The organism is Streptomyces sp. NBC_00075, assembly GCF_045041225.1.
In the GTDB taxonomy this organism is placed as follows: domain Bacteria; phylum Actinomycetota; class Actinomycetes; order Streptomycetales; family Streptomycetaceae; genus Streptomyces; species Streptomyces adonidis.
This window is the reverse complement of record NZ_CP108243.1, coordinates 4,179,475-4,203,855: the sequence shown is the minus strand read 5'-3', so window position 1 is coordinate 4,203,855 and position 24,381 is coordinate 4,179,475. Positions and strand designations below refer to the sequence as shown.

General features: G+C 66.7%; 37 protein-coding genes. 34 read left to right on the top strand and 3 right to left on the bottom strand.

Annotation, left to right across the window (positions count from 1 at the left end; genetic code table 11):
* Positions 1–22: 22 nt before the first annotated feature.
* Positions 23–1,090, top strand: coding sequence for an endo-1,4-beta-xylanase (locus tag OG787_RS17990; protein WP_405535728.1), 1,068 nt, complete (start codon positions 23–25; stop codon positions 1,088–1,090).
* A gap of 34 nt (positions 1,091–1,124) precedes the next feature.
* Here OG787_RS17990 and OG787_RS17985 read toward each other — a convergent pair whose 3' ends face one another.
* Both OG787_RS17985 and OG787_RS17980 read right to left on the bottom strand, forming a co-directional pair.
* Positions 1,125–2,117 carry an Lrp/AsnC family transcriptional regulator gene (locus OG787_RS17985; protein ID WP_369030550.1) on the bottom strand — a complete coding sequence of 331 codons (993 nt, stop codon included), beginning with the start codon at positions 2,115–2,117 and terminating at the stop codon, positions 1,125–1,127.
* Between the two features lie 208 nt (positions 2,118–2,325).
* Positions 2,326–3,948: an MFS transporter gene (locus OG787_RS17980; RefSeq protein WP_405535727.1), complete on the bottom strand. Its 1,623-nt coding sequence runs from the start codon at positions 3,946–3,948 to the stop codon at positions 2,326–2,328.
* Positions 3,949–4,295: 347 nt separating this feature from the next.
* Here OG787_RS17980 and OG787_RS17975 point away from each other — a divergent pair, with 347 nt between their 5' ends.
* The 5 genes from OG787_RS17975 to OG787_RS17955 all read left to right on the top strand — a co-directional run bounded on the left by OG787_RS17975 (position 4,296) and on the right by OG787_RS17955 (position 8,239).
* Positions 4,296–4,604, top strand: a complete 309-nt coding sequence (locus tag OG787_RS17975) for a hypothetical protein (protein ID WP_369030551.1) — start codon at positions 4,296–4,298, stop codon at positions 4,602–4,604.
* Position 4,605: 1 nt separating this feature from the next.
* Positions 4,606–5,811 (top strand): enoyl-CoA hydratase/isomerase family protein, encoded by a 1,206-nt coding sequence (locus OG787_RS17970; RefSeq protein ID WP_405535726.1) that lies wholly within the window; start codon positions 4,606–4,608, stop codon positions 5,809–5,811.
* Between the two features lie 10 nt (positions 5,812–5,821).
* Positions 5,822–6,481, top strand: a complete 660-nt coding sequence (locus OG787_RS17965; protein ID WP_369030553.1) for a hypothetical protein — start codon at positions 5,822–5,824, stop codon at positions 6,479–6,481.
* On the top strand, positions 6,481–7,350 hold the full coding sequence (locus tag OG787_RS17960) for a hypothetical protein (protein WP_369030554.1): 870 nt from the start codon (positions 6,481–6,483) through the stop codon (positions 7,348–7,350). The genes OG787_RS17965 and OG787_RS17960 overlap by 1 nt, the downstream gene beginning before the upstream one ends.
* 70 nt (positions 7,351–7,420) lie before the next feature.
* Entirely contained in the window at positions 7,421–8,239 is an 819-nt protein-coding gene (locus OG787_RS17955; protein ID WP_405535725.1) for a hypothetical protein, read from the top strand.
* 6 nt (positions 8,240–8,245) lie between these two features.
* Here OG787_RS17955 and OG787_RS17950 read toward each other — a convergent pair whose 3' ends face one another.
* On the bottom strand, positions 8,246–8,374 hold the full coding sequence (locus OG787_RS17950) for a hypothetical protein (RefSeq protein WP_405535724.1): 129 nt from the start codon (positions 8,372–8,374) through the stop codon (positions 8,246–8,248).
* Between the two features lie 774 nt (positions 8,375–9,148).
* Between OG787_RS17950 and rpsJ the strand changes: the two genes are divergently transcribed.
* The 28 genes from rpsJ to rpsK all read left to right on the top strand — a co-directional run bounded on the left by rpsJ (position 9,149) and on the right by rpsK (position 24,367).
* On the top strand, positions 9,149–9,457 hold the full coding sequence (rpsJ, locus tag OG787_RS17945) for a 30S ribosomal protein S10 (RefSeq protein ID WP_003948644.1): 309 nt from the start codon (positions 9,149–9,151) through the stop codon (positions 9,455–9,457).
* Between the two features lie 17 nt (positions 9,458–9,474).
* Positions 9,475–10,119: a 50S ribosomal protein L3 gene (gene rplC / locus OG787_RS17940; RefSeq protein ID WP_235475510.1), complete on the top strand. Its 645-nt coding sequence runs from the start codon at positions 9,475–9,477 to the stop codon at positions 10,117–10,119.
* A 6-nt stretch (positions 10,120–10,125) separates the two neighbouring features.
* Positions 10,126–10,782 (top strand): 50S ribosomal protein L4, encoded by a 657-nt coding sequence (gene rplD / locus OG787_RS17935; protein WP_235475509.1) that lies wholly within the window; start codon positions 10,126–10,128, stop codon positions 10,780–10,782.
* Positions 10,782–11,201 (top strand): 50S ribosomal protein L23, encoded by a 420-nt coding sequence (gene rplW / locus OG787_RS17930; protein ID WP_369030557.1) that lies wholly within the window; start codon positions 10,782–10,784, stop codon positions 11,199–11,201. The genes rplD and rplW overlap by 1 nt, the downstream gene beginning before the upstream one ends.
* Before the next feature lie 40 nt (positions 11,202–11,241).
* A complete protein-coding gene (rplB, locus tag OG787_RS17925) occupies positions 11,242–12,078 on the top strand; it encodes a 50S ribosomal protein L2 (RefSeq protein ID WP_006376052.1) in 837 nt (278 codons plus the stop codon).
* A gap of 12 nt (positions 12,079–12,090) precedes the next feature.
* Entirely contained in the window at positions 12,091–12,372 is a 282-nt protein-coding gene (rpsS, locus tag OG787_RS17920; RefSeq protein WP_010986346.1) for a 30S ribosomal protein S19, read from the top strand.
* A gap of 41 nt (positions 12,373–12,413) precedes the next feature.
* Positions 12,414–12,761: a 50S ribosomal protein L22 gene (gene rplV / locus OG787_RS17915; protein WP_235475507.1), complete on the top strand. Its 348-nt coding sequence runs from the start codon at positions 12,414–12,416 to the stop codon at positions 12,759–12,761.
* Entirely contained in the window at positions 12,761–13,609 is an 849-nt protein-coding gene (gene rpsC, locus OG787_RS17910) for a 30S ribosomal protein S3 (protein WP_105974512.1), read from the top strand. The genes rplV and rpsC overlap by 1 nt, the downstream gene beginning before the upstream one ends.
* Before the next feature lie 5 nt (positions 13,610–13,614).
* Complete coding sequence (gene rplP / locus OG787_RS17905) at positions 13,615–14,034, top strand: 50S ribosomal protein L16 (RefSeq protein WP_235475505.1); 420 nt, start codon at positions 13,615–13,617, stop codon at positions 14,032–14,034.
* Entirely contained in the window at positions 14,034–14,258 is a 225-nt protein-coding gene (gene rpmC / locus OG787_RS17900; RefSeq protein WP_005481220.1) for a 50S ribosomal protein L29, read from the top strand. The genes rplP and rpmC overlap by 1 nt, the downstream gene beginning before the upstream one ends.
* On the top strand, positions 14,258–14,551 hold the full coding sequence (rpsQ, locus tag OG787_RS17895) for a 30S ribosomal protein S17 (RefSeq protein ID WP_369030558.1): 294 nt from the start codon (positions 14,258–14,260) through the stop codon (positions 14,549–14,551). Before rpmC ends, rpsQ begins: the two co-directional genes overlap by 1 nt.
* A 113-nt stretch (positions 14,552–14,664) precedes the next feature.
* A complete protein-coding gene (gene rplN, locus OG787_RS17890) occupies positions 14,665–15,033 on the top strand; it encodes a 50S ribosomal protein L14 (RefSeq protein ID WP_006376015.1) in 369 nt (122 codons plus the stop codon).
* A gap of 2 nt (positions 15,034–15,035) precedes the next feature.
* Positions 15,036–15,359, top strand: coding sequence for a 50S ribosomal protein L24 (gene rplX / locus OG787_RS17885; RefSeq protein ID WP_235475503.1), 324 nt, complete (start codon positions 15,036–15,038; stop codon positions 15,357–15,359).
* Positions 15,359–15,916, top strand: a complete 558-nt coding sequence (gene rplE, locus OG787_RS17880) for a 50S ribosomal protein L5 (RefSeq protein ID WP_369030559.1) — start codon at positions 15,359–15,361, stop codon at positions 15,914–15,916. The genes rplX and rplE overlap by 1 nt, the downstream gene beginning before the upstream one ends.
* Before the next feature lie 5 nt (positions 15,917–15,921).
* Complete coding sequence (locus OG787_RS17875; protein ID WP_003948630.1) at positions 15,922–16,107, top strand: type Z 30S ribosomal protein S14; 186 nt, start codon at positions 15,922–15,924, stop codon at positions 16,105–16,107.
* A 215-nt stretch (positions 16,108–16,322) separates the two neighbouring features.
* Entirely contained in the window at positions 16,323–16,721 is a 399-nt protein-coding gene (gene rpsH, locus OG787_RS17870) for a 30S ribosomal protein S8 (protein ID WP_010986352.1), read from the top strand.
* Between the two features lie 21 nt (positions 16,722–16,742).
* Complete coding sequence (gene rplF, locus OG787_RS17865; protein ID WP_235475501.1) at positions 16,743–17,282, top strand: 50S ribosomal protein L6; 540 nt, start codon at positions 16,743–16,745, stop codon at positions 17,280–17,282.
* Positions 17,283–17,285: 3 nt separating this feature from the next.
* Complete coding sequence (rplR, locus tag OG787_RS17860) at positions 17,286–17,672, top strand: 50S ribosomal protein L18 (RefSeq protein ID WP_235475500.1); 387 nt, start codon at positions 17,286–17,288, stop codon at positions 17,670–17,672.
* 70 nt (positions 17,673–17,742) lie between these two features.
* Positions 17,743–18,348 (top strand): 30S ribosomal protein S5, encoded by a 606-nt coding sequence (gene rpsE / locus OG787_RS17855; protein ID WP_006376045.1) that lies wholly within the window; start codon positions 17,743–17,745, stop codon positions 18,346–18,348.
* Positions 18,348–18,530 (top strand): 50S ribosomal protein L30, encoded by a 183-nt coding sequence (gene rpmD / locus OG787_RS17850; protein WP_006376032.1) that lies wholly within the window; start codon positions 18,348–18,350, stop codon positions 18,528–18,530. Before rpsE ends, rpmD begins: the two co-directional genes overlap by 1 nt.
* A 2-nt stretch (positions 18,531–18,532) precedes the next feature.
* Positions 18,533–18,988, top strand: a complete 456-nt coding sequence (gene rplO, locus OG787_RS17845) for a 50S ribosomal protein L15 (RefSeq protein ID WP_030671797.1) — start codon at positions 18,533–18,535, stop codon at positions 18,986–18,988.
* Between the two features lie 245 nt (positions 18,989–19,233).
* The gene (gene secY, locus OG787_RS17840) at positions 19,234–20,547 is read left to right on the top strand and encodes a preprotein translocase subunit SecY (RefSeq protein WP_369030560.1); all 1,314 of its coding nucleotides are present in this window, start codon (positions 19,234–19,236) and stop codon (positions 20,545–20,547) included.
* Positions 20,547–21,209 (top strand): adenylate kinase, encoded by a 663-nt coding sequence (locus OG787_RS17835; RefSeq protein WP_369030561.1) that lies wholly within the window; start codon positions 20,547–20,549, stop codon positions 21,207–21,209. Before secY ends, OG787_RS17835 begins: the two co-directional genes overlap by 1 nt.
* Before the next feature lie 172 nt (positions 21,210–21,381).
* Positions 21,382–22,218, top strand: coding sequence for a type I methionyl aminopeptidase (gene map, locus OG787_RS17830; RefSeq protein WP_369030562.1), 837 nt, complete (start codon positions 21,382–21,384; stop codon positions 22,216–22,218).
* A gap of 689 nt (positions 22,219–22,907) precedes the next feature.
* Positions 22,908–23,129, top strand: coding sequence for a translation initiation factor IF-1 (infA, locus tag OG787_RS17825; protein WP_003948620.1), 222 nt, complete (start codon positions 22,908–22,910; stop codon positions 23,127–23,129).
* 64 nt (positions 23,130–23,193) lie between these two features.
* A complete protein-coding gene (gene rpmJ, locus OG787_RS17820; RefSeq protein WP_003998809.1) occupies positions 23,194–23,307 on the top strand; it encodes a 50S ribosomal protein L36 in 114 nt (37 codons plus the stop codon).
* A gap of 205 nt (positions 23,308–23,512) precedes the next feature.
* On the top strand, positions 23,513–23,893 hold the full coding sequence (rpsM, locus tag OG787_RS17815; RefSeq protein WP_006376031.1) for a 30S ribosomal protein S13: 381 nt from the start codon (positions 23,513–23,515) through the stop codon (positions 23,891–23,893).
* A 69-nt stretch (positions 23,894–23,962) separates the two neighbouring features.
* The gene (gene rpsK, locus OG787_RS17810) at positions 23,963–24,367 is read left to right on the top strand and encodes a 30S ribosomal protein S11 (RefSeq protein WP_003956432.1); all 405 of its coding nucleotides are present in this window, start codon (positions 23,963–23,965) and stop codon (positions 24,365–24,367) included.
* Positions 24,368–24,381: the final 14 nt, after the last annotated feature.

Sequence of the window (24,381 nt, the reverse complement as noted above, 5' to 3'; positions counted from 1 at the left end):
ACACCGAGCGAAGGGACCGCACATGAACAGCTTCCGCATGCCCGTTTCCGCCGTGGCGCTGGTGGGCGTGGCGCTTCTGATCACCGGCGCGGGTGCGCAGCCGGCGTCGGCGCACCCGGACCCCGTCCCGCTGCGGGCGTTGGCGGCCGGTACCGGCGTACGCATCGGCACTGCCGTGGACATGGCGGCGCTGACTGACGATACGACATATCGCCTAAAAGTCGCACGGGAGTTCAATTCAGTTACCGCCGAGAACGTGATGAAGTGGGAATCGGTCGAGCCGAGTCGGGGGACGTACGACTGGGGGAAGGCCGATGACCTGGTGCGTTTCGCGCGGGCGCACGGGCAGGCGGTGCGGGGCCACACGCTGGTGTGGCACAGCCAGTTGCCGGGCTGGCTGACGACAGGGGTGGCGGACGGATCGATCGGGGCGGAGGAGCTGCGCGGGATTCTGAAGGCCCACATCACGAAGGAGGTGAAGCGGTACAAGGGCAAGATCTACCAGTGGGACGTGGTGAACGAGGTCTTCGAGGAGGACGGTTCGCTGCGCGACTCGATCTGGCTGCGTGAGCTGGGTCCGTCGTACATCGAGGACGCCTTCCGCTGGGCCCACGCGGCCGACCCGAAGGCCAGGCTGTTCCTGAACGACTACAACGTCGAGGGCGTCAACGCGAAGTCGACGGCCTACTACGACCTGGCGAAGAGGCTGCGGGCGGAGGGCGTGCCGGTACAGGGCTTCGGCATCCAGGGGCACTTGGCGATCCAGTACGGCTTCCCGGGCCAGGTCACCGAGAACCTCGCGCGCTTCGAGAAGCTGGGCATGCAGACGGCGTTCACGGAGGTCGACGTACGCATGATCCTGCCCGTGGAGGAGGCGAAGCTGGCGGCGCAGGCGACGTACTTCCGGGGGCTGCTGGACGCCTGTCTGAACGCCCGGCGGTGCACGTCGTTCACAGTGTGGGGGTTCAGCGACAAGTACTCGTGGGTGCCGGGGGTGTTCGCCGGGCAGGGGGCGGCGACGCTGATGGACGAGGAGTTCGGGCGGAAGCCGGCGTATGCGTCGGTGGGGGAGGGGCTGGCCGCAGGCTGACTCGCTCTCGGCCGGCGGCTGTTGGCTCGGCGGCTCAGCGGGTCGGTTCGTAGGCGAGCTGTTTGATCTGGCGGAGGGCCAGGGTCGTTTCGACGGAGTGGACGCCGTCGAGGACGCCGATCCGCTCGGTGAGGTACGTGTACAGGGTGCCCGTGCTGCGGTTGCTGACGGCCGCGACGATGTTGGACTGGCCCGTGGTCGCCGCGGCGAAGCTCACCTCGGGGTGTTCCGCGAGTGACCGTCCGACCGAGTCGAGGGCGGACGGCTTCACGGTCAGCCAGAGCAGGGCGGTGACGCCCTGGCCGAGAGCCGCGTTGTCGATCTGCACGTCGAAGTACAGGGCACCGGTGGACCGCAGCTGCTCCAGTCGCCGTCGGACGACGGACTCCGACTGGCCGGTGCCGGTCTGGAGTTCGGCGAACGTGGCCCGGCCGTCCCGCCGCAGCAGGGCGAGCAGCGCTTCGTCGGTCTCGTCGAGGAGTACGGGCGTCGCCGGTGGCTCGGTCCGGGGCGGACGCAGCGCGTCCTCCTGCGCCGGCTCCAGCGCCCGGTTCTTGTTCAGCCAGCCCAGTGCGCCGCCGTAGAAGTGGTGGAGCAGGCAGTGGGCGCTGACGGAGACGACCCGGGGTGTGCGCTGGAGGCGGTCGAAGAGGAGTTCGTCCCGCTCCCGCTGGCTGCGGGGCCGCATCGAGCACACCACCTCGGTACCGCCCGAGACCAGGTCGATGTACGAGGTGTCGGAGCGCCTGGCCAGGGCGTTCGCGAGCTGCTCGGCCACGTCGGGGGTGCAGCGCAGCCGCACGATCCAGCTGGTCCGGCCGAGCACACTCGCGTCGGTCATGCCCAGCACCCGCAGGCTCGCCGTCGTACGCAGCCGCCGGAAGCGCCGGGCCACCGTCTGGTCGGAGACTCCGAGGACCTCGGCGATACGGCTGAACGGGGCCCGTCCGTCGATCTCGAGCGCGTGGAGCAGTTTGAGGTCGAGGGCGTCGAGGGTGCCCGGGGCACTGGGGGCGGAGTGCTCCACCGGGATTCTCCTGCTGTGGGTGGGAGGCGGGGCGGTGACCTGCCGAAAGGGGTTCATCGTTGATCGAGGGGGTTGTCCTAGCGTAGGCCGCCCTCGGATGCCGTGTGGCCCGGGACCCGGGGGAATCGGTCCCGGGCCACACGGAGGCGCCGAACCCGTCCCCACGGACGGCGCCGGTACCGGCAGGCCCGGTGGTCATCCGATCCGCTCAGGGCCGTGCTGCCGGTACGTCGGGTGTCGCGGCGCCGGTGGTGGCGTGCGGGACGGGGGCCTGGGTGCCCTGGGCGGTGACCCGGGGTGTCGTGTGCTGCTGGCGGCGCAGCAGGGCGGCTCCCACGGCGGCGGCCAGCAGGGCCAGTACGGCCGAGACGATCAGACAGAGCCGCAGTCCGTCGACGAAGGCCTCGGACAGGGCGGCCATGACCCGGGGTGTGTCCGCGCCGAGGTCGAGTCCGCCGACCGCGCTGAGCCCGCCGCTGTCCGCGACCGAGGTGACGTGCCGGACCGTCGCCCCGGTCAGACCCGCGTCACTGAGGTGGTCGGGCAGGGCGTCGACGGCCCGGGAGGTCAGCAGGGTGCCGAGGACGGCGGGACCGAGGGCGCCGCCGACCTGCCGGAAGGCGTTGTTGCCGGCCGCGGCCATACCGGCCTGGTGGAACGGCACCGAACTGACGGCCGTGGCGGTCATCGGCGTGATGACGAAGGACAGACCGAAGCCGAGCAGGGCCAGCCGCCAGGCGAGCGAGCCGAACGAGGTGTCCGTACCGATGGAGGTGAGCGACAGCAGCGCGGCGGCGCTGATCACCAGGCCGCCCGGGATCAGCACCCGAGGGGAGACGCGGTGCATCAGACGCCCGACCGGGGCGCCGAGCAGCAGCGGGACCATGCTCACCATCACCAGCCGGTAGGCCGCTTCGAGGGTGCTGAGCTGCTGGACGATGCCGAAGTAGAGGCTGAGCGCGAAGAAGAAGCCGATCAGACCGAGGAAGCTGATCATGGCGATGAGGGTGGTGGCGGTGAAGGCCGGGCTGCGGAACAGCGTCAGGTCCAGCATCGGGTCGGCGCTGCGCCGCTCCACCATGACGAACGCGACCGCGCCGACCACGGCGGTGGACAGCGCCACCATGACCTTCGGGTCGGTGAAGGAGGTGACGCCGCCCTCGATGATCCCGTACACCAGAGCGGTGATCGTCAGCGCGGCGGTGGCCTGGCCGGGCCAGTCCAGACGGCGGGTGCCCGGGGCGCGGGAGTCGGTCAGCAGCTTCGCGGCGAACGCCATCGCGAGCAGCGAGACCGGGATGGGCAGGAGGTAGATCCAGCGCCAGGCGAAGTGTTCGAGGATCACGCCGGCGATGAGAGAACCGAGGGCCAGCGCCGACATGAGGGCGGTCGCCCACAGCCCGATGAACTTCCCGCGCTCACGAGGGTCGGGGACGGCGTGACTGATCAGAGCGAGCGTCGTGGGCAGCAGGGCGGCGGCCCCGAGCCCCGCGAACGCCTGTCCGACCCACACGACCTCGACGGACTGCGCGCACAGCGCGATCAGCGCGCCCAGGCCACTGAAGGCCAGCCCGGCCTGGAACACCTTCTTCCGGCCGTGCACGTCCCCGAACACCCCGGCGGTCAGGATGAGGGCGGCCATGGGCAGCACGAACGCGTCGGACACCCAGGACAGTTGCGAGGTCGAGGTACCGAGGGCCCGCTGAATGGCGGGCAGGCTGGCCGAGACGGTGGTCACCGGCAGATAGGCGACGAACACGCCGAGACAGGCCATGACGAGCGTGGCCACCCGCCGTTCCTGCGGCACTTCCACCGTGGACGTGACGTTCACGAAACTCTCCCTTGGGGCGCCGGACGCGGCGGTAGCTGACTTCGGGCGTCACTTTCCGCTGGGTGATGGCGGGGATCCAGCCATGACCGCCGGATCTCGGGAATCCGACACCAAAGGTGCGGAGGGAAGTGATTTCCGACATCGACCGGGTGGGTGAGTGCTGAACCAGGCGGGACTCGTCACCCTCCGGTGGGCGCGTTGCCAATGCAAAGGTCCGCTAAATTCCCGGCAATGATTCCGGATCGCCCGCCCCAGGTGAGGGGCTCGGCGTGGCGAAGGCGTCGATCCCACCGATAACTTCGGTTCCTTGATCGCACTGTTGTTTCGTGTTCCACGGGGGAACCACCATGAGTGACCTGCGCCTCGACGACACCATATTCGCGGACCTGAAGAAGACGTTCTCCTCGATCAGCGACCGCATGGAGGCGACCCGGCGCAGCCTGCGCAGCGCGGACGCCTCCTGCGTCGGGGAGAGCGGGCTCGTCGAGGACGTCCAGGACTTCGCCGACGACTGGGGCTACGGCATCAAGCAGCTCGGCAAGCACACCCAGGGTGCGGTGAAGATGATCAACAAGATCGCCGAGACCTTCGACGACCTGGACCTGCAACTGGCCGAGTCCCTCAAGGCCGCCAAGGCCTCCAAGAAGGGCAAGTGACGTGGCCGGGCAGCGGACCGTACCGCCGAACATAGGCTGGGACCCCACCCCGGGGGATGTCGAGGACACCCGGGACCTCGCGAAGCGGCTGGGCAGGCTGGCGAGCGAACTCGGCACCGCGCTGGGGGAGTTGGACCGGATCGAGCTCGGTGCCTGGAAGGGTAAGACCGCGATCGCGTTCTCCGATTACATCGGCCAGGACGTCACCCCGCTCATCCGCAAGAGCCACGAGTCGTTCGACAAGGCCGCGCGCGCTCTGCACAAGTGGGCCGGCGAACTCCAGGACTTCCAGGACGAGACGGACCGCCTGGACAAGTCCGCGAAGGAGAAGCTCGACGCCAAGTCGGACGCCGAGGCCAAGGCCGACGGCGACGGCAGCGAGGAGCTGGGCAAGGCCTCCGGTGACGTGGACAGCGTCATCCGCAAGGTCCACGAACTCGAAGACCGCTACCGCCGGGCCGCCGGCCACATCAGCCGCGAGCTGGACAAGGCCGCCGACATCGCCCCCGACGAGCCCGGCTTCTGGGACAAGCTCGGCACGGGCATCGCCGACGCCTGGGGCGCCACGGGCGACTGGCTCAAGGAGCACGCCGACCTGATCAAGGAGATCGGCGACGTACTGAGCCTGGTCAGCAGCGCCCTGGGCGTGATCGCCATCATCACCGCTCCCTTCGAACCGATCGGCGCGATCTTCGCGGCGGCGGCGATGATCACGAGCGGGGCCGCACTGCTGACGCATGTGGTGGCCAAGGCGGCGGGCGCGGATGTCAGCTGGGCGGACATCGGCTTCGACGCGCTGGGGATTCTGCCGGGGGTGAAGGGGCTTACGGGGACTGCTCAGTTGGCCAAGGGTGCCGAAGCCACCGCGCGCGCCGCCAAGCTCGGCCGGGGATTTGTCGGGGCGCCACAGGCCAGCAAGCTGTTCGTTCTCTTCGGCCCCCAGAAAATCGTCCAGGTCGTCAAACTCGGCGACGAAGGCGGCCGTATGGCTCTGGCCGTCGAGAGCGGACTACAGAACGTCCGCCAGGGCCAGTGGCTCGGCACCCAGGGAATCAACCTCGTCGCGTCCAAGCTGCCGTTCATCAAGAGCGCCGAGGACGTCATCGCGCCGATGAGCAACGCGGGCCGCGCCCTGGACGCCACCATCAAGGGCGCACTCACCGGCAACAAGGCCCACACCATCGCCACCAACGACTACGGGAACTGAGCACCGAGGTATGGACAACGCCGAAGAACCCCGGGCGCTGGGCGTGGAGGGCGTGACGCTGCCGCCCATGAGCATCCGTCTGCCCGAAGGAATGCACGCGATCGAGGTCTCCCTCGACGAGACCGAACGGACCGAAGCCGTAAGGCAGTTGGTCCGGGACATCTACCCGCGAGGCGAGGAGCCCCTGTGGGAGGCGATGAGTGCGCTGTACGGGGCCACGGCACAGGAGATGTCGTCGGGCGGCGTCTCGTTCTTCGGTATCGGGCTGTACGAGATCGAGGACGGCGGAGGCGTGGCGCACTGCTCGCTCACCGTGGCGGTGTTCGAGTCGGGGGAGGCGGACCCGGACATCGTCGCCCAGGGCGTCTTCGCGACGCTGGGCCCCGAGCCGATGCGAGACGTGACGTGGCTGGACCTGCCGTGCGGTCCGGCGGTCTCGGTGATCTCGTTCCGCGAACTCGTGGTGGACGGCCAGTACACGAAGAGCGGCAACGACGAGGAACTGACGATGGGGCAGATCCAGGTGCACATCCCCTTCCCGACAGGTCCTTACACCGCTGTGATCACCCTGGACACGGCCTCTGTGGAACAGTGGGACGAGTTCACGCATGCCATTGCCGGAATAGTCGGATCGCTGGAATTCCCCAGCTCAGGAGAGATGACGCACTGATGGACTGGACTCCCGCCGCCGACGAGGACCAGCTTTTCCGCATCACCGTCAAATTCGCCACTGGGGTGGCTCCCGCGGTCTCCGGCAGCCGATGGTTCCGGGACCCCGAGCGCAACGACATCCAGGGGGAGCTGGCCGAATGGCCTGACGGTCCCGTCTTCACCCCGCGCACGCAGGGCGACCAGGCCGCACGCAGCGTCGGCCGTGGGCTCCTCTCCGCGATTCCCGTGATCGCGAACATCATCGCCAACATAGGCGGAGCCGGCGGTTCGCCCTTCGGCAGCGGTGCCGGATCGGGCAAGCCGGAGGAGCCGGAGAACGAGGTCGACGACTTCCCGGTGATGTGGGCCGCCCCCGGCACCCTTGCCCGTACGGTGCCGTGGCAGCTCGATCCCGGGCGGCGCTCCGAGGGCTACCTCACGGATCTGGTCCTGACCAGCCGACGGCTGCTCTTCCTCGACGAGGTCGGCGTCCTGGCGGAGTTTCCACGCGAGTCCATTTCCGGGGCCAGGCAAATGGAGTTCAGCCGCATCGGTGCGGATATGCGCCTCACGTTTGCGGACGGCTCCTGGATTCGTCTCTTCACGGGTAGTCCGGCGAACGCCGAGAGGCTCGCCGGGATTCTCAACGGCGACGTACAGGCTGTGCCCGAAAGCGCCCTCACGGATGCGCAGCGCGCGCGGGTGGCCCGGTTCGTGGCTCATCTGCGCGGTTCCCTGCATCCGCCTGTGTACACCAGGTACCCCAGCGGAATCGTCCGCGTGGAAGTCTGTGTGCCGTCCAAGGCCGGAAAGGATCTCGTCGATGTGACGGGGATCCTGATGGACGACCAGGGCGAGGCGGCTCCGCCGAAGCCGGGCGACCTGTAGGCCCCTTCATCTCGTACGCTTCCCGCCAGTTGATCAACCGATCAAGCAACTGACTGTCGGAGAGGCCCGAATGAACCGAAGACGTACCGCCGCCGTGATCGCGACGGCCGGAGCCCTCGCGCTCTCGGTGCTCAACGCCCCGGCCGCGCAGGCGAAGGACACGGGCATCGTCGTGTCGGATCTTGTCATCAACGACTACAAGCCGATCGTTGTCGGCACGTCGAGGGTGGTGGAGCCGTCCGTCAGCTTCTATGCGACCCTGCCGGCCGGGTACAGCACGGCCGATCCGTTCCGCTGGGACGTGTCCCCCTTCCTTTACCGGGGAAGTGTGGCCAACTTCGGGGACAACTACATAGGGCTGGGCACTCTCACCTGCTACGAGCTCAGCTCCCAGAGGGCCCGTTGCGAGGGCAACCTCCGTATCGATCCTGATCCGACGCACTACGAGATCGACTCCAACAGCGACGCCACAAAGTGGAAGATCGCCCTGCGCCTCATGCTGTTCAAGGCCAATGGCAACCTCCTGGCCGAGGAGTACGAGACCAGGTCCGGAACCGTCTCCCTCCGCCGAGCCGCCAAGCTCGCCACCGCAGACGCCACCCCCGAGCCTGTCGCCAAGGGCAAGAAGCTCACCCTCAGGAGCAGGCTCACCCGGGCGAACTGGACCACCAAGAAGAACGACGCCTACGCCGGCAGCACGGTGAGCCTCCAGTTCCGGGCCAAGATCGCCACCTCCTTCAAGACGCTGAAGAAGGTCACGACCAACAGCGCGGGTGCCCTGAGCACCACCGTCACCGCCACCACCGACGGTTTCTTCCGGTGGGTGTACTACGGCAACAGCGTCACCGGCACCGCGACCAGCGGCCAGGACTACATCGACGTGCGCTGAACCCGGTCAGTGGGTGAGCCTCGCGCCGAGCAGCGGCAGCAGCCGCCGGGCCGGGAGTCTGTGGCGGGTGCCGTCCGTCATGACCACCTCCATGCCGGAGGCGGTCACCCCGCCGTGCAGGCGCGCCGCGGCCATCCCCGCGAACGGGATCACCTTGTTCGTGGGGTGGGCCGCCAGGACGGTCGCCGGGTCGTACGTGAGGGGCCGGTACGGGTCCTGGGCCGTCAGGCCGGGTGTGCGTCAGCAGGCGGGCCTGTGCGTGGCGTACGCGGGCCGCCCGGGGCACCGTCTCCGTGAGCAGCGTGTTCCACGCGTGGCCGGACTCGTACAGCTGTATGACCGTGAGCGGTATCTGCCAGGACGGCGACGCGATCCGTACTCAGGCGGGCCGCCACCCCGTTCAGGTCCCTCCAGGTCCATGTCATACGTCACACCAGGATCGTCGCCGATGCCGCCGGCCGGGGGACATGTCGTGCTCGTGTTTGACCTTCGTCACCCTCGGGGTATTCTCTCCGGCTCGATTGGCGGAGGCCGTGCCCCGTATGGCAGACTGTCGGAGTTGCTCGGTCGAGCGCCGATGCTGCGCGCCTCCCGTCGGGAGGACCGGAAGCGAGTCCCACAGTACTCGTCGCCTCAACTGCCGTAAGGCAGCGCTGGGGCGGACGTACGGGAATCTTTCGGGAAGTGTCAGCGGGGTGCAGGCCAGGCGCCCGGTGGGTGTCCACGCCCCCCGGTCCTGCGGTTGCTTTCGGGCGGGCCGCGTCCCTCGTACGCAGGGGAATCCGTTGATGGATTAGCGGATACCTGTGCGGCAGGAGCGCGACACACCCGACCGCGTGGGTCGGAGGACGGGGACGCGAACCCCCGGGTTCCAGAGCGTTTCACTAGACAAAGGACTACTGAGTAGCCATGGCGGGACAGAAGATCCGCATCCGGCTCAAGGCCTACGACCACGAGGTCATCGATTCCTCGGCGAAGAAGATCGTCGAGACGGTGACGCGAACTGGTGCGTCGGTCGCGGGCCCGGTGCCGCTGCCCACTGAGAAGAACGTGTACTGCGTCATCAAGTCGCCGCACAAGTACAAGGACTCGCGCGAGCACTTCGAGATGCGCACGCACAAGCGCCTGATCGACATCCTCGACCCGACGCCCAAGACCGTTGACTCTCTGATGCGACTCGACCTCCCGGCCGGTGTCGACATCGAGATCAAGCTCTAGGGAACGGTGATCTGAGAATGGCTAAGCAGATCAAGGGCATCCTGGGCGAGAAGCTCGGCATGACGCAGGTGTGGGACGAGAACAACCGTGTTGTTCCCGTCACCGTCGTCAAGGCGAGCACCAACGTCGTCACCCAGGTCCGTACGAACGACACCGACGGCTACGAAGCGGTCCAGATCGCCTTCGGCGAGATCGACCCCCGCAAGGTGAACAAGCCCCTCAAGGGTCACTTCGCCAAGGCCGACGTCACCCCCCGCCGCCACCTCGTCGAGATCCGCACCGCGGACGCCTCCGAGTACACGCTGGGCCAGGAGATCTCCGCGGAGGTCTTCGAGGCCGGCGTCAAGGTGGACGTGACCGGCAAGAGCAAGGGCAAGGGCTTCGCCGGTGTCATGAAGCGTCACAACTTCAAGGGCCTCGGCGCCGGTCACGGCACCCAGCGCAAGCACCGCTCCCCCGGTTCCATCGGTGGCTGTGCCACCCCGGGCCGCGTGTTCAAGGGCCTCCGCATGGCGGGTCGCATGGGCAACGAGCGGGTCACCACCCAGAACCTGACCGTTCACGCCGTTGACGCGGAGAAGGGCCTGCTCCTGATCAAGGGCGCGGTTCCTGGTCCGAACGGCGGCCTCGTCCTGGTCCGCACCGCGGCCAAGGGGGCCTGAGGACTCATGAGCACCATTGACATTCTGTCGCCCTCCGGCGACACAGCCGGGACCATCGAGCTCCCGGCCGAGATCTTCGACGTAGAGAAGATCAGCGTTCCGCTGCTTCACCAGGTCGTCGTCGCACAGCTGGCCGCCGCCCGTCAGGGCACGCACAAGGTCAAGCGTCGTGGCGAGGTCCGCGGTGGTGGCAAGAAGCCTTACCGCCAGAAGGGCACCGGCCGCGCCCGTCAGGGTTCGACCCGTGCGCCGCAGTTCGCCGGCGGTGGCGTCGTTCACGGCCCCACCCCGCGCGACTACTCGCAGCGGACGCCCAAGAAGATGAAGGCCGCGGCCCTGCGCCACGCCCTCACCGACCGGGCCCGCAACGCTCGTATCCACGTCATCACCGGCGTGATCGAGGGCGAGACCCCCTCCACCAAGGCCGCGAAGAGCTTCCTCGGCAAGGTCAGCGAGCGCAAGAACGTGCTCCTGGTCATCGAGCGCTCCGACGAGGCCGCGCTGCTTTCCGCGCGCAACCTGCCCCAGGTGCACATCCTGGAGCCGGGCCAGCTGAACACGTACGACGTTCTCGTCTCGGACGACGTGGTCTTCACCCAGGCCGCTTTCGAGTCCTTCGTGTCCGGCCCCAAGGCCACTGACACCGAAGGGAGCGAGGTCTGATGGCGATCCGTCACCCCGCCATTGCCTCCAAGGCGGCCAAGGCCGCCAAGGCCGCGCGCGTCGCCAAGGCGAAGCGCCACGAGGCCGAGGGCAAGAACACCGTCGTCACGCCGGTCAGCAAGTCGTACACGGACCCCCGTGACGTCCTGCTGAAGCCGGTCGTGTCCGAGAAGAGCTACGCGCTCATCGACGAGAACAAGTACACGTTCATCGTCGCTCCGGGCAGCAACAAGACCCAGATCAAGCAGGCCGTCCAGGCGGTCTTCTCGGTCAAGGTCACCGGGGTCAACACGATCAACCGCATCGGCAAGCGCAAGCGCACCAAGAGCGGTTTCGGTAAGCGCGCTGACACCAAGCGAGCGATCGTGACCCTCGCAGAGGGCGACCGTATCGACATCTTCGGCGGTCCGGCCTCCTAACGGAGGGTCGGATCGTCCGATATCGGACGAGGACTGAGAAATGGGAATCCGCAAGTACAAGCCGACTACGCCGGGCCGCCGTGGCTCCAGCGTCGCCGACTTCGTCGAGGTCACGCGGTCCACGCCGGAGAAGTCGCTGGTTCGCCCCCTGCACAGCAAGGGCGGCCGTAACAATTCCGGTCGTGTGACCGTTCGCCACCAGGGTGGCGGACACAAGCGCGCCTACCGAGTGATCGACTTCCGTCGTCACGACAAGGACGGCGTGCCGGCGAAGGTCGCGCACATCGAGTACGACCCCAACCGCACCGCGCGCATCGCGCTGCTGCACTACGCGGACGGCGAGAAGCGCTACATCCTCGCCCCCCGCAACCTGTCGCAGGGCGACCGCGTCGAGAACGGTCCTGGGGCCGACATCAAGCCGGGCAACAACCTGGCGCTCCGCAACATCCCGGTCGGTACCACGATCCACGCGATCGAGATCCGTCCCGGTGGCGGCGCCAAGTTCGCCCGCTCCGCAGGCGCCTCGGTGCAGCTGCTGGCGAAGGAGGGCACGATGGCCCACCTTCGTATGCCCTCCGGTGAGATCCGTCTGGTCGACCAGCGCTGCCGCGCCACGGTCGGCGAGGTCGGCAACGCCGAGCAGAGCAACATCAACTGGGGCAAGGCCGGGCGCAAGCGCTGGCTGGGCGTCCGTCCGACCGTTCGCGGTGTGGCGATGAACCCGGTTGACCACCCGCACGGTGGTGGTGAAGGCAAGACCTCCGGTGGACGTCACCCGGTCTCGCCGTGGGGTCAGAAGGAGGGTCGTACTCGTTCGCCGAAGAAGGCTTCGAACAAGTACATCGTCCGCCGCCGCAAGACGAACAAGAAGCGCTAGGAGCGGGTTTAGATGCCGCGCAGTCTCAAGAAGGGGCCCTTCGTCGACGACCACCTGATCAAGAAGGTGGACGCCCAGAACGAAGCCGGTTCCAAGAACGTCATCAAGACCTGGTCCCGTCGCTCGATGATCATCCCGGCCATGCTCGGCCACACGATCGCGGTGCACAACGGCAAGACCCACATTCCGGTGTTTGTCACCGAGTCGATGGTCGGCCACAAGCTCGGCGAGTTCTCGCCGACGCGCACCTTCCGGGGTCACGTCAAGGACGACCGGAAGTCGAAGCGCCGCTAACGCGGGGTGGAATGACCATGACAGACACTGGAAGGACAACCATGGAAGCCAGGGCCCAGGCGCGGTACATCCGCGTTACGCCCATGAAGGCCCGCCGCGTGGTGGACCTTATCCGTGGCATGGATGCCACGGAGGCTCAGGCGGTCCTGCGTTTCGCCCCGCAGGCCGCGAGCGTGCCGGTCGGCAAGGTGCTTGACAGCGCCATTGCCAACGCCGCGCACAACTACGACCACACCGACGCCGGCAGCCTCGTCATCACCGAGGCGTACGTCGACGAGGGTCCGACCCTGAAGCGGTTCCGGCCGCGCGCCCAGGGCCGTGCCTACCGGATCCGCAAGCGGACCAGCCACATCACCGTGGTCGTCAGCAGCAAGGAAGGTTCCCGGTAATGGGCCAGAAGGTAAACCCGCACGGGTTCCGACTCGGCATCACCACCGACTTCAAGTCGCGTTGGTACGCCGACAAGCTGTACAAGGACTACGTCGGAGAAGACGTCGCCATCCGTCGGATGATGACGTCCGGCATGGAGCGCGCCGGTATCTCGAAGGTCGAGATCGAGCGCACCCGTGACCGCGTCCGCGTCGACATCCACACCGCGCGTCCGGGCATCGTCATCGGCCGCCGCGGCGCCGAGGCCGACCGTATCCGCGGCGACCTGGAGAAGCTGACCAAGAAGCAGGTCCAGCTCAACATCCTCGAGGTCAAGAGCCCGGAGACGGACGCTCAGCTGGTGGCCCAGGCCGTCGCCGAGCAGCTGTCCTCCCGCGTCTCCTTCCGTCGTGCCATGCGCAAGAGCATGCAGGGCACGATGAAGGCCGGCGCCAAGGGCATCAAGATCCAGTGCGGTGGCCGTCTCGGCGGCGCCGAGATGTCCCGCTCGGAGTTCTACCGCGAGGGCCGTGTGCCCCTGCACACGCTCCGCGCGAACGTCGACTACGGCTTCTTCGAGGCCAAGACGACCTTCGGCCGTATCGGTGTGAAGGTCTGGATCTACAAGGGCGACGTCAAGAACATCGCCGAGGTCCGCGCCGAGAACGCCGCTGCCCGTGCGGGTAACCGCCCGGCCCGCGGTGGTGCCGGTGGCGGTGCCGACCGTCCGGCCCGTGGTGGTGGCCGTGGTGGCGAGCGCGGTGGACGTGGCCGCAAGCCGCAGCAGGCTCCCGCTGCCGAGGCCCCCAAGGCCGAGGCTCCGGCGGCTGCCGCTCCGGCTGCTGAAAGCACCGGAACGGAGGCCTGACCGACATGCTGATCCCCCGTAGGGTCAAGCACCGCAAGCAGCACCACCCCAAGCGCCGTGGTATGGCCAAGGGCGGTACGACGGTCGCGTTCGGCGAGTACGGCATTCAGGCCGTCACGCCGGCGTACGTGACCAACCGCCAGATCGAGGCCGCCCGTATCGCGATGACCCGCCACATCAAGCGTGGCGGCAAGGTCTGGATCAACATCTACCCGGACCGCCCGCTCACGAAGAAGCCTGCCGAGACCCGCATGGGTTCCGGTAAGGGTTCGCCGGAGTGGTGGATCGCGAACGTGCACCCGGGCCGGGTCATGTTCGAGCTGTCCTACCCCAACGAGAAGATCGCCCGTGAGGCCCTCACTCGCGCAGCCCACAAGCTGCCGATGAAGTGCCGGATCGTCAAGCGCGAGGCAGGTGAAGCGTGATGTCGGCCGGTACCAAGGCGTCCGAGCTGCGCGAACTGGGTGACGAGGAGCTTCTCAACAAGCTCCGCGAAGCCAAGGAAGAGCTGTTCAACCTCCGCTTCCAGGCGGCGACCGGTCAGCTCGAGAACCACGGTCGGCTCAAGGCCGTCCGGAAGGACATCGCGCGGATCTACACCCTGATGCGTGAGCGCGAGCTGGGCATCGAGACGGTGGAGAGCGCCTGATGAGCGAGAGCAACGTGACCGAGAACAGCACCACGACCGAGGCGCGCGGATTCCGCAAGACCCGTGAGGGTCTCGTCGTCAGCGACAAGATGGACAAGACCGTCGTCGTCGCTGTCGAGGACCGTGTGAAGCACGCGCTGTACGGCAAGGTCATCCGCCGTACGAGCAAGCTCAAGGCGCACGACGAGCAGAACGCTGCCGGCATCGGCGACCGTGTCCTCCTCATGGAGACGCGTCCGCTGTCCGCCACGAAGCGCTGGCGCATCGTCGAGATCCTCGAGAAGGCCAAGTAAGTCCTCCTGCGGGCACCCCCGCAGGACAGTTCCGCCAGGCTCGGTGAGCTCCGCAAGACACGCAGAACACTTGCGGGGCTCGCCGGGAACCGGCAGACAATCAGGAGATAGACGTGATCCAGCAGGAGTCGCGACTGCGTGTCGCCGACAACACTGGTGCGAAGGAAATCCTTTGCATCCGTGTCCTCGGTGGCTCCGGTCGCCGCTACGCGGGCATCGGTGACGTCATCGTCGCCACCGTCAAGGACGCGATCCCCGGCGGCAACGTGAAGAAGGGTGACGTCATCAAGGCGGTCATCGTTCGCACCGTCAAGGAGCGCCGCCGTCCGGACGGCTCGTACATCCGTTTCGACGAGAACGCCGCTGTTGTTCTGAAGAACGACGGCGACCCTCGTGGCACCCGTATCTTCGGCCCGGTCGGCCGGGAGCTGCGCGAGAAGAAGTTCATGAAGATCATCTCGCTCGCGCCGGAGGTGCTGTAAGCATGAAGATCAAGAAGGGCGACCTGGTTCAGGTCATCACCGGTAAGGACAAGGGCAAGCAGGGCAAGGTCATCGCGGCCTTCCCCCGCGAGGACCGCGTCCTGGTCGAGGGTGTCAACCGGGTCAAGAAGCACACCAAGGCCGGCCCGACCGCGAAGGGTTCGCAGGCCGGCGGCATCGTCACGACCGAGGCGCCCGTCCACGTCTCCAACGTCCAGCTGGTCGTTGAGAAGGACGGCAAGAAGGTCGTCACGCGTGTCGGTTACCGCTTCGACGACGAGGGCAACAAGGTTCGCGTTGCCAAGCGGACGGGTGAGGACATCTGATGACGACCACCACCACTCCGCGTCTCAAGACGAAGTACCGCGAGGAGATCGCGGGCAAGCTGCGTGACGAGTTCTCGTACGAGAACGTCATGCAGATCCCCGGCCTCGTCAAGATCGTGGTCAACATGGGTGTGGGCGACGCCGCCCGCGACTCCAAGCTGATCGAGGGCGCCATCCGCGACCTCACCACGATCACCGGTCAGAAGCCGGCCGTCACCAAGGCCCGCAAGTCCATCGCGCAGTTCAAGCTGCGTGAGGGTCAGCCGATCGGTGCCCACGTCACGCTTCGTGGCGACCGCATGTGGGAGTTCCTGGACCGCACCCTGTCGCTCGCGCTGCCGCGCATCCGCGACTTCCGTGGTCTGTCTCCCAAGCAGTTCGACGGCCGTGGCAACTACACCTTCGGTCTCACCGAGCAGGTCATGTTCCACGAGATCGACCAGGACAAGATCGACCGCACCCGGGGTATGGACATCACCGTGGTGACCACGGCGACCAACGACGCCGAAGGCCGCGCCCTTCTCCGTCACCTCGGCTTCCCCTTCAAGGAGGCGTAAGCGAGATGGCGAAGAAGGCTCTGATTGCCAAGGCTGCTCGTAAGCCCAAGTTCGGCGTACGTGGCTACACGCGCTGCCAGCGCTGCGGCCGTCCGCACTCCGTGTACCGCAAGTTCGGCCTGTGCCGCGTCTGCCTTCGTGAGATGGCTCACCGTGGCGAGCTGCCGGGCGTGACCAAGAGCTCCTGGTAATCCCCTAATTCGGGATTCTGGAAGCTCTCGGTAAGCAAATGGGTTGGTCAGGTGCCCACCCCTCCATGGCTTAGGCTAGGAGGGTTGGGCGCCTGACGCCCGTACGACTTACTACGCCGTAGGTCCCCCGCACCGCACCCGTCCCGCCACTGAGTGAGTGGGGAGAGGGATGGCGCATCCAGGAAACCCCGGCGAGAGAGGCCGAAGGCCAATTCATGACCATGACTGATCCGATCGCGGACATGCTGACTCGTCTGCGTAACGCGAACTCGGCGTACCACGACACCGTGGGTATGCCGCACAGCAAGATCAAGTCGCACATCGCGGAGATCCTCCAGCAGGAGGGCTTCATCACGGGCTGGAAGGTCGAGGACGCCGAGGTCGGCAAGAACCTCGTTCTCGAGCTGAAGTTCGGCCCGAACCGTGAGCGCTCCATCGCGGGCATCAAGCGGATCTCCAAGCCCGGTCTCCGGGTTTACGCGAAGTCCACCAACCTGCCGAAGGTGCTCGGCGGCCTGGGCGTGGCGATCATCTCCACGTCGCACGGTCTCCTCACCGACAAGCAGGCCGGCAAGAAGGGCGTAGGCGGAGAAGTCCTCGCCTACGTCTGGTAGAAGGGAACGGAGGAAACAGCTATGTCGCGTATTGGCAAGCTCCCCATCACGGTTCCCGCCGGCGTGGACGTCACCATCGATGGCCGCACGGTCCAGGTGAAGGGCCCCAAGGGCTCCCTCTCCCACACCGTCGCTGCGCCGATCGACATCGCCAAGGGTGAGGACGGCGTTCTCAACGTCACCCGCCCCAACGACGAGCGTCAGAACAAGGCCCTGCACGGCCTGTCCCGCACGCTGGTGGCGAACATGATCACCGGCGTGACCACGGGTTACGTGAAGAAGCTCGAGATCAGCGGTGTCGGTTACCGCGTGGCGGCGAAGGGCACGAGCCTCGAGTTCGCGCTCGGCTACAGCCACCCGATCACCGTCGAAGCGCCCGAGGGCATCAGCTTCAAGGTCGAGAACCCGACGCGGTTCTCGGTCGAGGGCATCGACAAGCAGAAGGTCGGCGAGGTTGCGGCCAACATCCGCAAGCTGCGCAAGCCCGACCCGTACAAGGCCAAGGGTGTCAAGTACGAGGGCGAAGTCATCCGCCGCAAGGTCGGAAAGGCGGGTAAGTAAGCCATGGCATACGGTACGAAGATCGCTAAGGGCGACGCTTACAAGCGTGCTGCCATCAAGCGGCGTCACATCCGGATCCGTAAGAAGGTCAACGGAACGGCTGAGCGTCCCCGCCTGGTTGTGACCCGCTCCAACCGCCACATCGTGGCCCAGGTCATCGACGACATCCAGGGTCACACCCTGGCGTCGGCGTCGACCCTGGACGCCTCGATCCGCGGTACCGAGGGCGATGACAAGTCGGCGCAGGCCGGCAAGGTCGGCGCACTGGTCGCCGAGCGTGCCAAGGCCGCAGGCGTCGAGGCCGTTGTGTTCGACCGTGGTGGCAGCCGGTACGCCGGTCGTATCGCCGCCCTGGCCGACGCCGCCCGCGAAGCCGGGCTCAAGTTCTGAGCCGCCCGTCGCGCTCGCGGCCTAGTGCCGCGGCGCAGCGTAGCTAGCGGAAAAAGAGAGAGGTAATCCAATGGCTGGACCCCAGCGCCGCGGAAGCGGTGCCGGTGGCGGCGAGCGGCGGGACCGGAAGGGCCGTGACGGCGGCGCTGCTGCCGCCGAGAAGACCGCGTACGTTGAGCGCGTCGTCGCGATCAACCGCGTCGCCAAGGTTGTGAAGGGTGGTCGTCGCTTCAGCTTCACTGCGCTCGTCGTAGTGGGCGATGGCGATGGCACCGTCGGTGTCGGCTACGGCAAGGCCAAGGAGGTGCCGGCCGCGATCGCCAAGGGTGTTGAAGAGGCCAAGAAGCACTTCTTCAAGGTCCCCCGTATCCAGGGCACCATCCCGCACCCGATCACGGGCGAGAAGGCCGCGGGCGTCGTCCTGCTCAAGCCTGCTTCCCCCGGTACCGGCGTTATCGCCGGTGGCCCGGTGCGTGCTGTCCTGGAGTGCGCCGGCGTTCACGACATCCTGTCGAAGTCGCTCGGCTCGTCCAACGCGATCAACATCGTGCACGCGACCGTGGCGGCCCTCAAGGGCCTTCAGCGTCCCGAGGAGATCGCGGCTCGCCGTGGTCTGCCCCTCGAGGACGTCGCCCCCGCGGCTCTGCTCCGTGCGCGTGCGGGAGCGGGTGCGTAATGGCTCGCCTCAAGGTCACGCAGACGAAGTCGTACATCGGCAGCAAGCAGAACCACCGTGACACCCTGCGGTCCCTTGGCCTCAAGGGGATCAACACCGTGGTCGTCAAGGAGGACCGCCCCGAGTTCCGCGGAATGGTTCACACCGTCCGCCACCTCGTGACGGTTGAGGAGGTCGACTGATCATGGCGGAGAACAACCCGCTCAAGATCCACAACCTCCGTCCCGCCCCGGGCGCCAAGACCGCCAAGACCCGTGTGGGTCGTGGTGAGGCGTCGAAGGGTAAGACGGCTGGACGTGGTACCAAGGGCACGAAGGCCCGTTACCAGGTTCCGGAGCGCTTCGAGGGTGGCCAGATGCCCCTCCACATGCGTCTCCCGAAGCTCAAGGGCTTCAAGAACCCGTTCAAGACCGAGTACCAGGTCGTGAACCTCGACAAGCTGGGCGCGCTGTACCCGGAGGGTGGCGAGGTCACCGTCGAGGGTCTCGTCGCCAAGGGTGCCGTTCGCAAGAACAGCCTCGTCAAGGTCCTCGGCCAGGGCGAGATCTCCGTGGCGCTTCAGGTGACGGTCGACGCCGTCTCCGGCTCCGCCAAGGAGAAGATCACCGCCGCCGGCGGTACCGTCACCGAGCTCGTCTGAACACCACAGGCGCCTCGATGACTTGAGCGATCCCTGCCGGGGATACCCCACATATGGGGTATCCCCGGTTGGTCGTTCCAAGGGAGGCATGGTCGCCGGTAAGGTGGCCAGCACTGTCAATTTGAGTCCGTTGTGCTCACGAGGAACTCCGGACCCCTCTTGGCTGTTAGTTATCTGTCCGCTTATTCGTCGAACCTCAAGACCGTCACCTCTGACGCAGTAGCGCGGGGGTCGCAGGAGGCACCGTGCTCACCGCGTTCGCCCGGGCGTTCAAGACGCCCGACCTGCGCAAGAAGCTGCTCTTCACGCTCGGCATCATCGTGGTCTATCGGGTGGGCACGCACATCCCGATCCCCGGTGTCGACTACTCGAACGTCCAGACGTGTATCGATGTGGCGAAGGGCAACCAGGGCCTGTTCGGTCTGGTGAACATGTTCAGTGGCGGCGCGCTGCTGCAGATCACGATCTTCGCGCTCGGCATCATGCCGTACATCACGGCGAGCATCATTCTCCAGCTGCTGACCGTGGTCATCCCGCGTCTGGAGGCCCTCAAGAAGGAGGGCCAGGCCGGTACGGCGAAGATCACGCAGTACACCCGTTACCTGACGGTGGCCCTGGCCATCCTCCAGGGCACCGGCCTCGTCGCCACCGCCCGCAGCGGCGCGCTCTTCAGCGGCTGCCCGGTCGCGAGCGAGATCGTCCCGGACCAGTCGATCTTCGTCACCATCACCATGGTCGTCACCATGACCGCCGGAACCGCCGTCGTCATGTGGCTCGGTGAGCTGATCACCGACCGCGGCATCGGCAACGGCATGTCGATCCTGATGTTCATCTCGATCGCCGCCACCTTCCCGTCCGCGCTGTGGGCCATCAAGACCCAGGGCGACCTGGCGGACGGCTGGATCGAGTTCGGTACGGTCATCGCCGTCGGCCTCGTCATGGTCGCGCTGGTGGTCTTCGTCGAGCAGGCTCAGCGCCGTATTCCGGTTCAGTACGCGAAGCGCATGATCGGCCGCAGGTCTTATGGCGGCACCTCTACGTACATCCCGCTCAAGGTCAACCAGGCCGGCATCATCCCTGTGATCTTTGCCTCCTCGCTGCTCTACATCCCCGCGCTGATCGCGCAGTTCTCCGGCGGCACCTCCGGCTGGAAGACGTGGATCGAGCAGAACCTGACCAAGGGTGACCACCCGATTTACATCACCACGTACTTCTTGCTGATCGTTTTCTTCGCGTTCTTCTACGTCGCCATCTCCTTCAACCCCGAAGAAGTAGCCGACAACATGAAGAAGTATGGTGGCTTCATCCCGGGCATCCGGGCTGGCCGGCCAACCGCTGAGTACCTGAGCTACGTACTCAACCGGATCACCTGGCCGGGTTCGCTGTATCTGGGTCTGATCGCTCTCGTCCCGACGATGGCGTTGGTTGGTTTCGGGGCAAACCAGAACTTCCCGTTCGGCGGGACCAGCATCCTCATCATCGTGGGTGTCGGTCTTGAGACCGTGAAGCAGATTGAGAGCCAGCTCCAGCAGCGCAATTACGAAGGGTTCCTCCGCTGATGCGAATCGTCCTCGTCGGGCCGCCTGGTGCAGGGAAGGGAACGCAGGCCGCGTTCCTGGCCAAGAACTTGTCGATCCCGCACATCTCCACGGGCGACCTGTTCCGGGCCAACATCAGCAAGCAGACGGACCTCGGGAAACTCGCCAAGTCCTACATGGACGCGGGGAACCTGGTACCCGACGAGGTCACGATCGCCATGGCCAAGGACCGCATGGAGCAGTCCGACGCGGTGAACGGCTTTCTGCTGGACGGCTTCCCGAGGAACGTCTCGCAGGCCGAGGCGCTGGACGAGATGCTCAAGGCCGAGTCCATGAAGCTGGACGCGGTGCTCGACCTGGAGGTCCCCGAGGACGAGGTGGTCAAGCGCATCGCCGGCCGCCGCATCTGCCGTAACGACTCGGCGCATGTCTTCCACGTGACGTACCAGCCGCCGAAGGCCGAGGGCGTCTGTGACGTCTGCGGTGGCGAGCTGTACCAGCGGGACGACGACTCCGAGGAGACGGTGCGCAAGCGGCTGGAGGTCTACCACACCCAGACCGAGCCGATCATCGACTACTACAAGGCCCAGGGCCTTGTGGTGACGATCTCGGCGCTGGGCAAGGTGGAGGACGTCACCGGTAAGGCGATGGCCGCACTGAAGGGCGACGGCGAGGGCGAGTAGGTCCTTCCGGTCGCACTTCTCCGCTTGTACTTCTGGTTGTACGTGGGTCAGCCGCGGTTCCCTGTCTGGGGGGCCGCGGCTGCTGCGTGGGGGCGTGGCCCCGTATCTTTGTATCTTCGATGTGTGGTCGTTCGCTTCGTTCGCCCCTGGTCCAGGAAAGGCCGTCGTTCCCATGGTGCAGATCAAGACCCCCGAGCAGATCGCCAAGATGCGCGAGGCGGGGCTTGTCGTCGCCGCCATCCACGCGGCCACTCGTGAGGCGGCCGTGCCCGGCGCCAGTACGAAGGATCTGGACCAGGTCGCTCGGAAGGTGCTCGCGGAGCACAACGCGAAGCCGAACTTCCTTGGGTACGGCGGGTTCCCGGCGACCATCTGCACGTCCGTCAACGAGGTCGTCGTCCACGGCATCCCGTCCGACGAGGTCGTGCTGAAGGACGGGGACATCATCTCGATCGACTGCGGTGCGATCGTGGATGGCTGGCACGGGGACGCGGCGTACACGGCGTTCGTGGGGTCGGGGCATGCGCCTGAGCTGATCGAGCTGTCTCGGGTGACCGAGGAGTCGATGTGGGCGGGGATCGCGGCCATGAAGCAGGGGAACCGGCTGGTCGATGTCTCTCGGGCGATCGAGACGTACATCCGGCGTCAGCCGAAGGCGGGTGGCGGGCGGTACGGGATCATCGAGGACTATGGCGGGCATGGGATCGGCACCGAGATGCACATGGATCCGCATCTGCTGAACTATGTCGAGCGGAAGCGGGGGAAGGGGCCGAAGCTGGTTCCCGGGTTCTGTCTTGCCATCGAGCCGATGGTGTCGCTGGGGACGCCCAAGACGGAGGTTCTGGCGGACGACTGGACGGTCATTACCACGGATGGGACCTGGTCTTCGCACTGGGAGCATTCTGTGGCGTTGACTGAGGCTGGGGTGTTGGTGCTTACGTCTCCCGACGGGGGGCGGGCGAAGTTGGCGGAGCTGGGCGTTACGGCTGCGCCGGATCCGCTGGCGTAGGGTTTTCTTCGCCCCCGCCGCCCCTACCCGTCCCATCCCCAGGGGCTCCGCCCCTTCGACCCCGCCAGGGGGCACGGCCCCCTGGACCCCGGCGGGGCGCTGCCCCTGCACCCCGGCGGGGACTGCGTCCCCTGCCCCTCCCGGCGGGGCGCTGCCCCCTGTACTCCCGCTCGGGCCTGCGTCGCCTGTACTCCCGCTCGGGCCTGCGTCGCCTGTACTCCCGCTCGGGCCTGCGTCGCCTGTACTCCCGCTCGGGCCTGCGTCGCCTGGACCCCCGGCGGGACTGCGTCGCCTGGACCCCCGGCGGGGCTGCGTCGCCTGGACCCCCGGCGGGGCTGCGTCCCCTGCACGCCGCTCGGGGCGGCGCCCCGGCCCCTGGTGTGTCCCCTGCGTCTCGGCGCCCGGGGCTGCGCCCCTGGACCTCCCGTCGGCCTGGACGGCCTCGTCCTCAGGCGCCGGACGGGCTGGGGTAGGGCCCCGCCAAGGCCGGTTTTGTCGTGTTCCAGGGTCTCGTTCGTGTGGCTGATCTGGTTAAGGATCATGGGTGTGGGGCATTCTTCCTCGATTCGTCTTTCCGGGTGCGCTGACGTAGACTGACTCGTCGGCTCTCGTGCACCCGCATGTCCGCATGCGCCTCGTTAAGGGGACGCAAGGGAGTCGATCAAGGTAGTCGATTCGAAGGGCGAAGCGTGGCCAAGAAGCAAGGTGCCATCGAGATCGAGGGCACTGTCGTCGAGTCTCTTCCGAACGCCATGTTCAAGGTTGAGCTCCAGAACGGCCACCAGGTCCTGGCACACATCAGCGGCAAGATGCGTATGCACTACATCCGCATCCTCCCTGACGACCGGGTCGTGGTGGAGTTGTCTCCGTACGACCTGACGCGTGGCCGGATCGTCTACCGATACAAGTAGATCTTGCCTACGTCCCGTGTTTTCTCGCGGGGCCGCCGGCAACTGACCCGGAGAACCTCACCCCATGAAGGTCAAGCCGAGCGTCAAGAAGATCTGCGACAAGTGCAGGGTGATCCGCCGTCACGGTCGGGTCATGGTCATCTGCGAGAACCCGCGCCACAAGCAGCGCCAGGGCTAATCGCTACAGGCCTTACCTTCTGCATCCGCAGATATTCGCGCGACGCGAGCAGTAGTAGCAGTACTTGTTCATACGCAGGGTCCAGGTGTGTGTACGTTCGCGCCTGATACCCCCGGTCGGAGGCCGGGGACCCAGTTCGTACCTCGTACGGCGAGCCGGGAAACGACCTTGTGGAAGACCTCCGAACGACAACTGGAGCCATTGAATGGCACGCGTTTCCGGTGTTGACATCCCGCGCGAAAAGCGTGTGGAGGTCGCCCTCACCTATGTGTTCGGCATCGGCCGGACCCTGTCCCAGCTGACGCTGGCGGAGACGGGCATCGACCCGAACACCCGTGTTCGGGACCTCTCCGAGGAGCAGCTCGTCGCGATCCGCGAGTACGTGGACGCCAACATCAAGACCGAGGGTGACCTCCGTCGCGAGATCCAGGGCGACATTCGCCGCAAGATCGAGATCGGCTGCTACCAGGGTATTCGCCACCGCCGTGGCCTGCCCGTCCACGGCCAGCGCACCAGCACGAACGCCCGTACCCGCAAGGGCCCGCGTCGCGCCATCGCCGGCAAGAAGAAGCCGGGCAAGAAGTAGTCCGCAGCGGACAACGCTTCATCAGCGGTCTTCGCTGTAGGACCGACCACCTCCCCGTAGGAGATTTAGATGCCCCCCAAGGGTCGTCAGGGCGCTGCCAAGAAGGTGCGCCGCAAGGAAAAGAAGAACGTCGCTCACGGGCACGCTCACATCAAGAGCACGTTCAACAACACCATCGTCTCGATCACGGACCCCTCGGGCAACGTGATCTCCTGGGCCTCCGCCGGCCACGTCGGCTTCAAGGGCTCGCGCAAGTCCACCCCCTTCGCCGCGCAGATGGCCGCCGAGTCGGCCGCCCGCCGCGCGCAGGAGCACGGCATGCGCAAGGTTGACGTGTTCGTGAAGGGTCCGGGTTCGGGTCGTGAGACCGCGATCCGTTCGCTCCAGGCCACCGGTCTTGAGGTCGGCTCCATCCAGGACGTCACCCCCACCCCGCACAACGGCTGCCGTCCGCCCAAGCGCCGTCGTGTCTGATCAGCTCGTCTGAT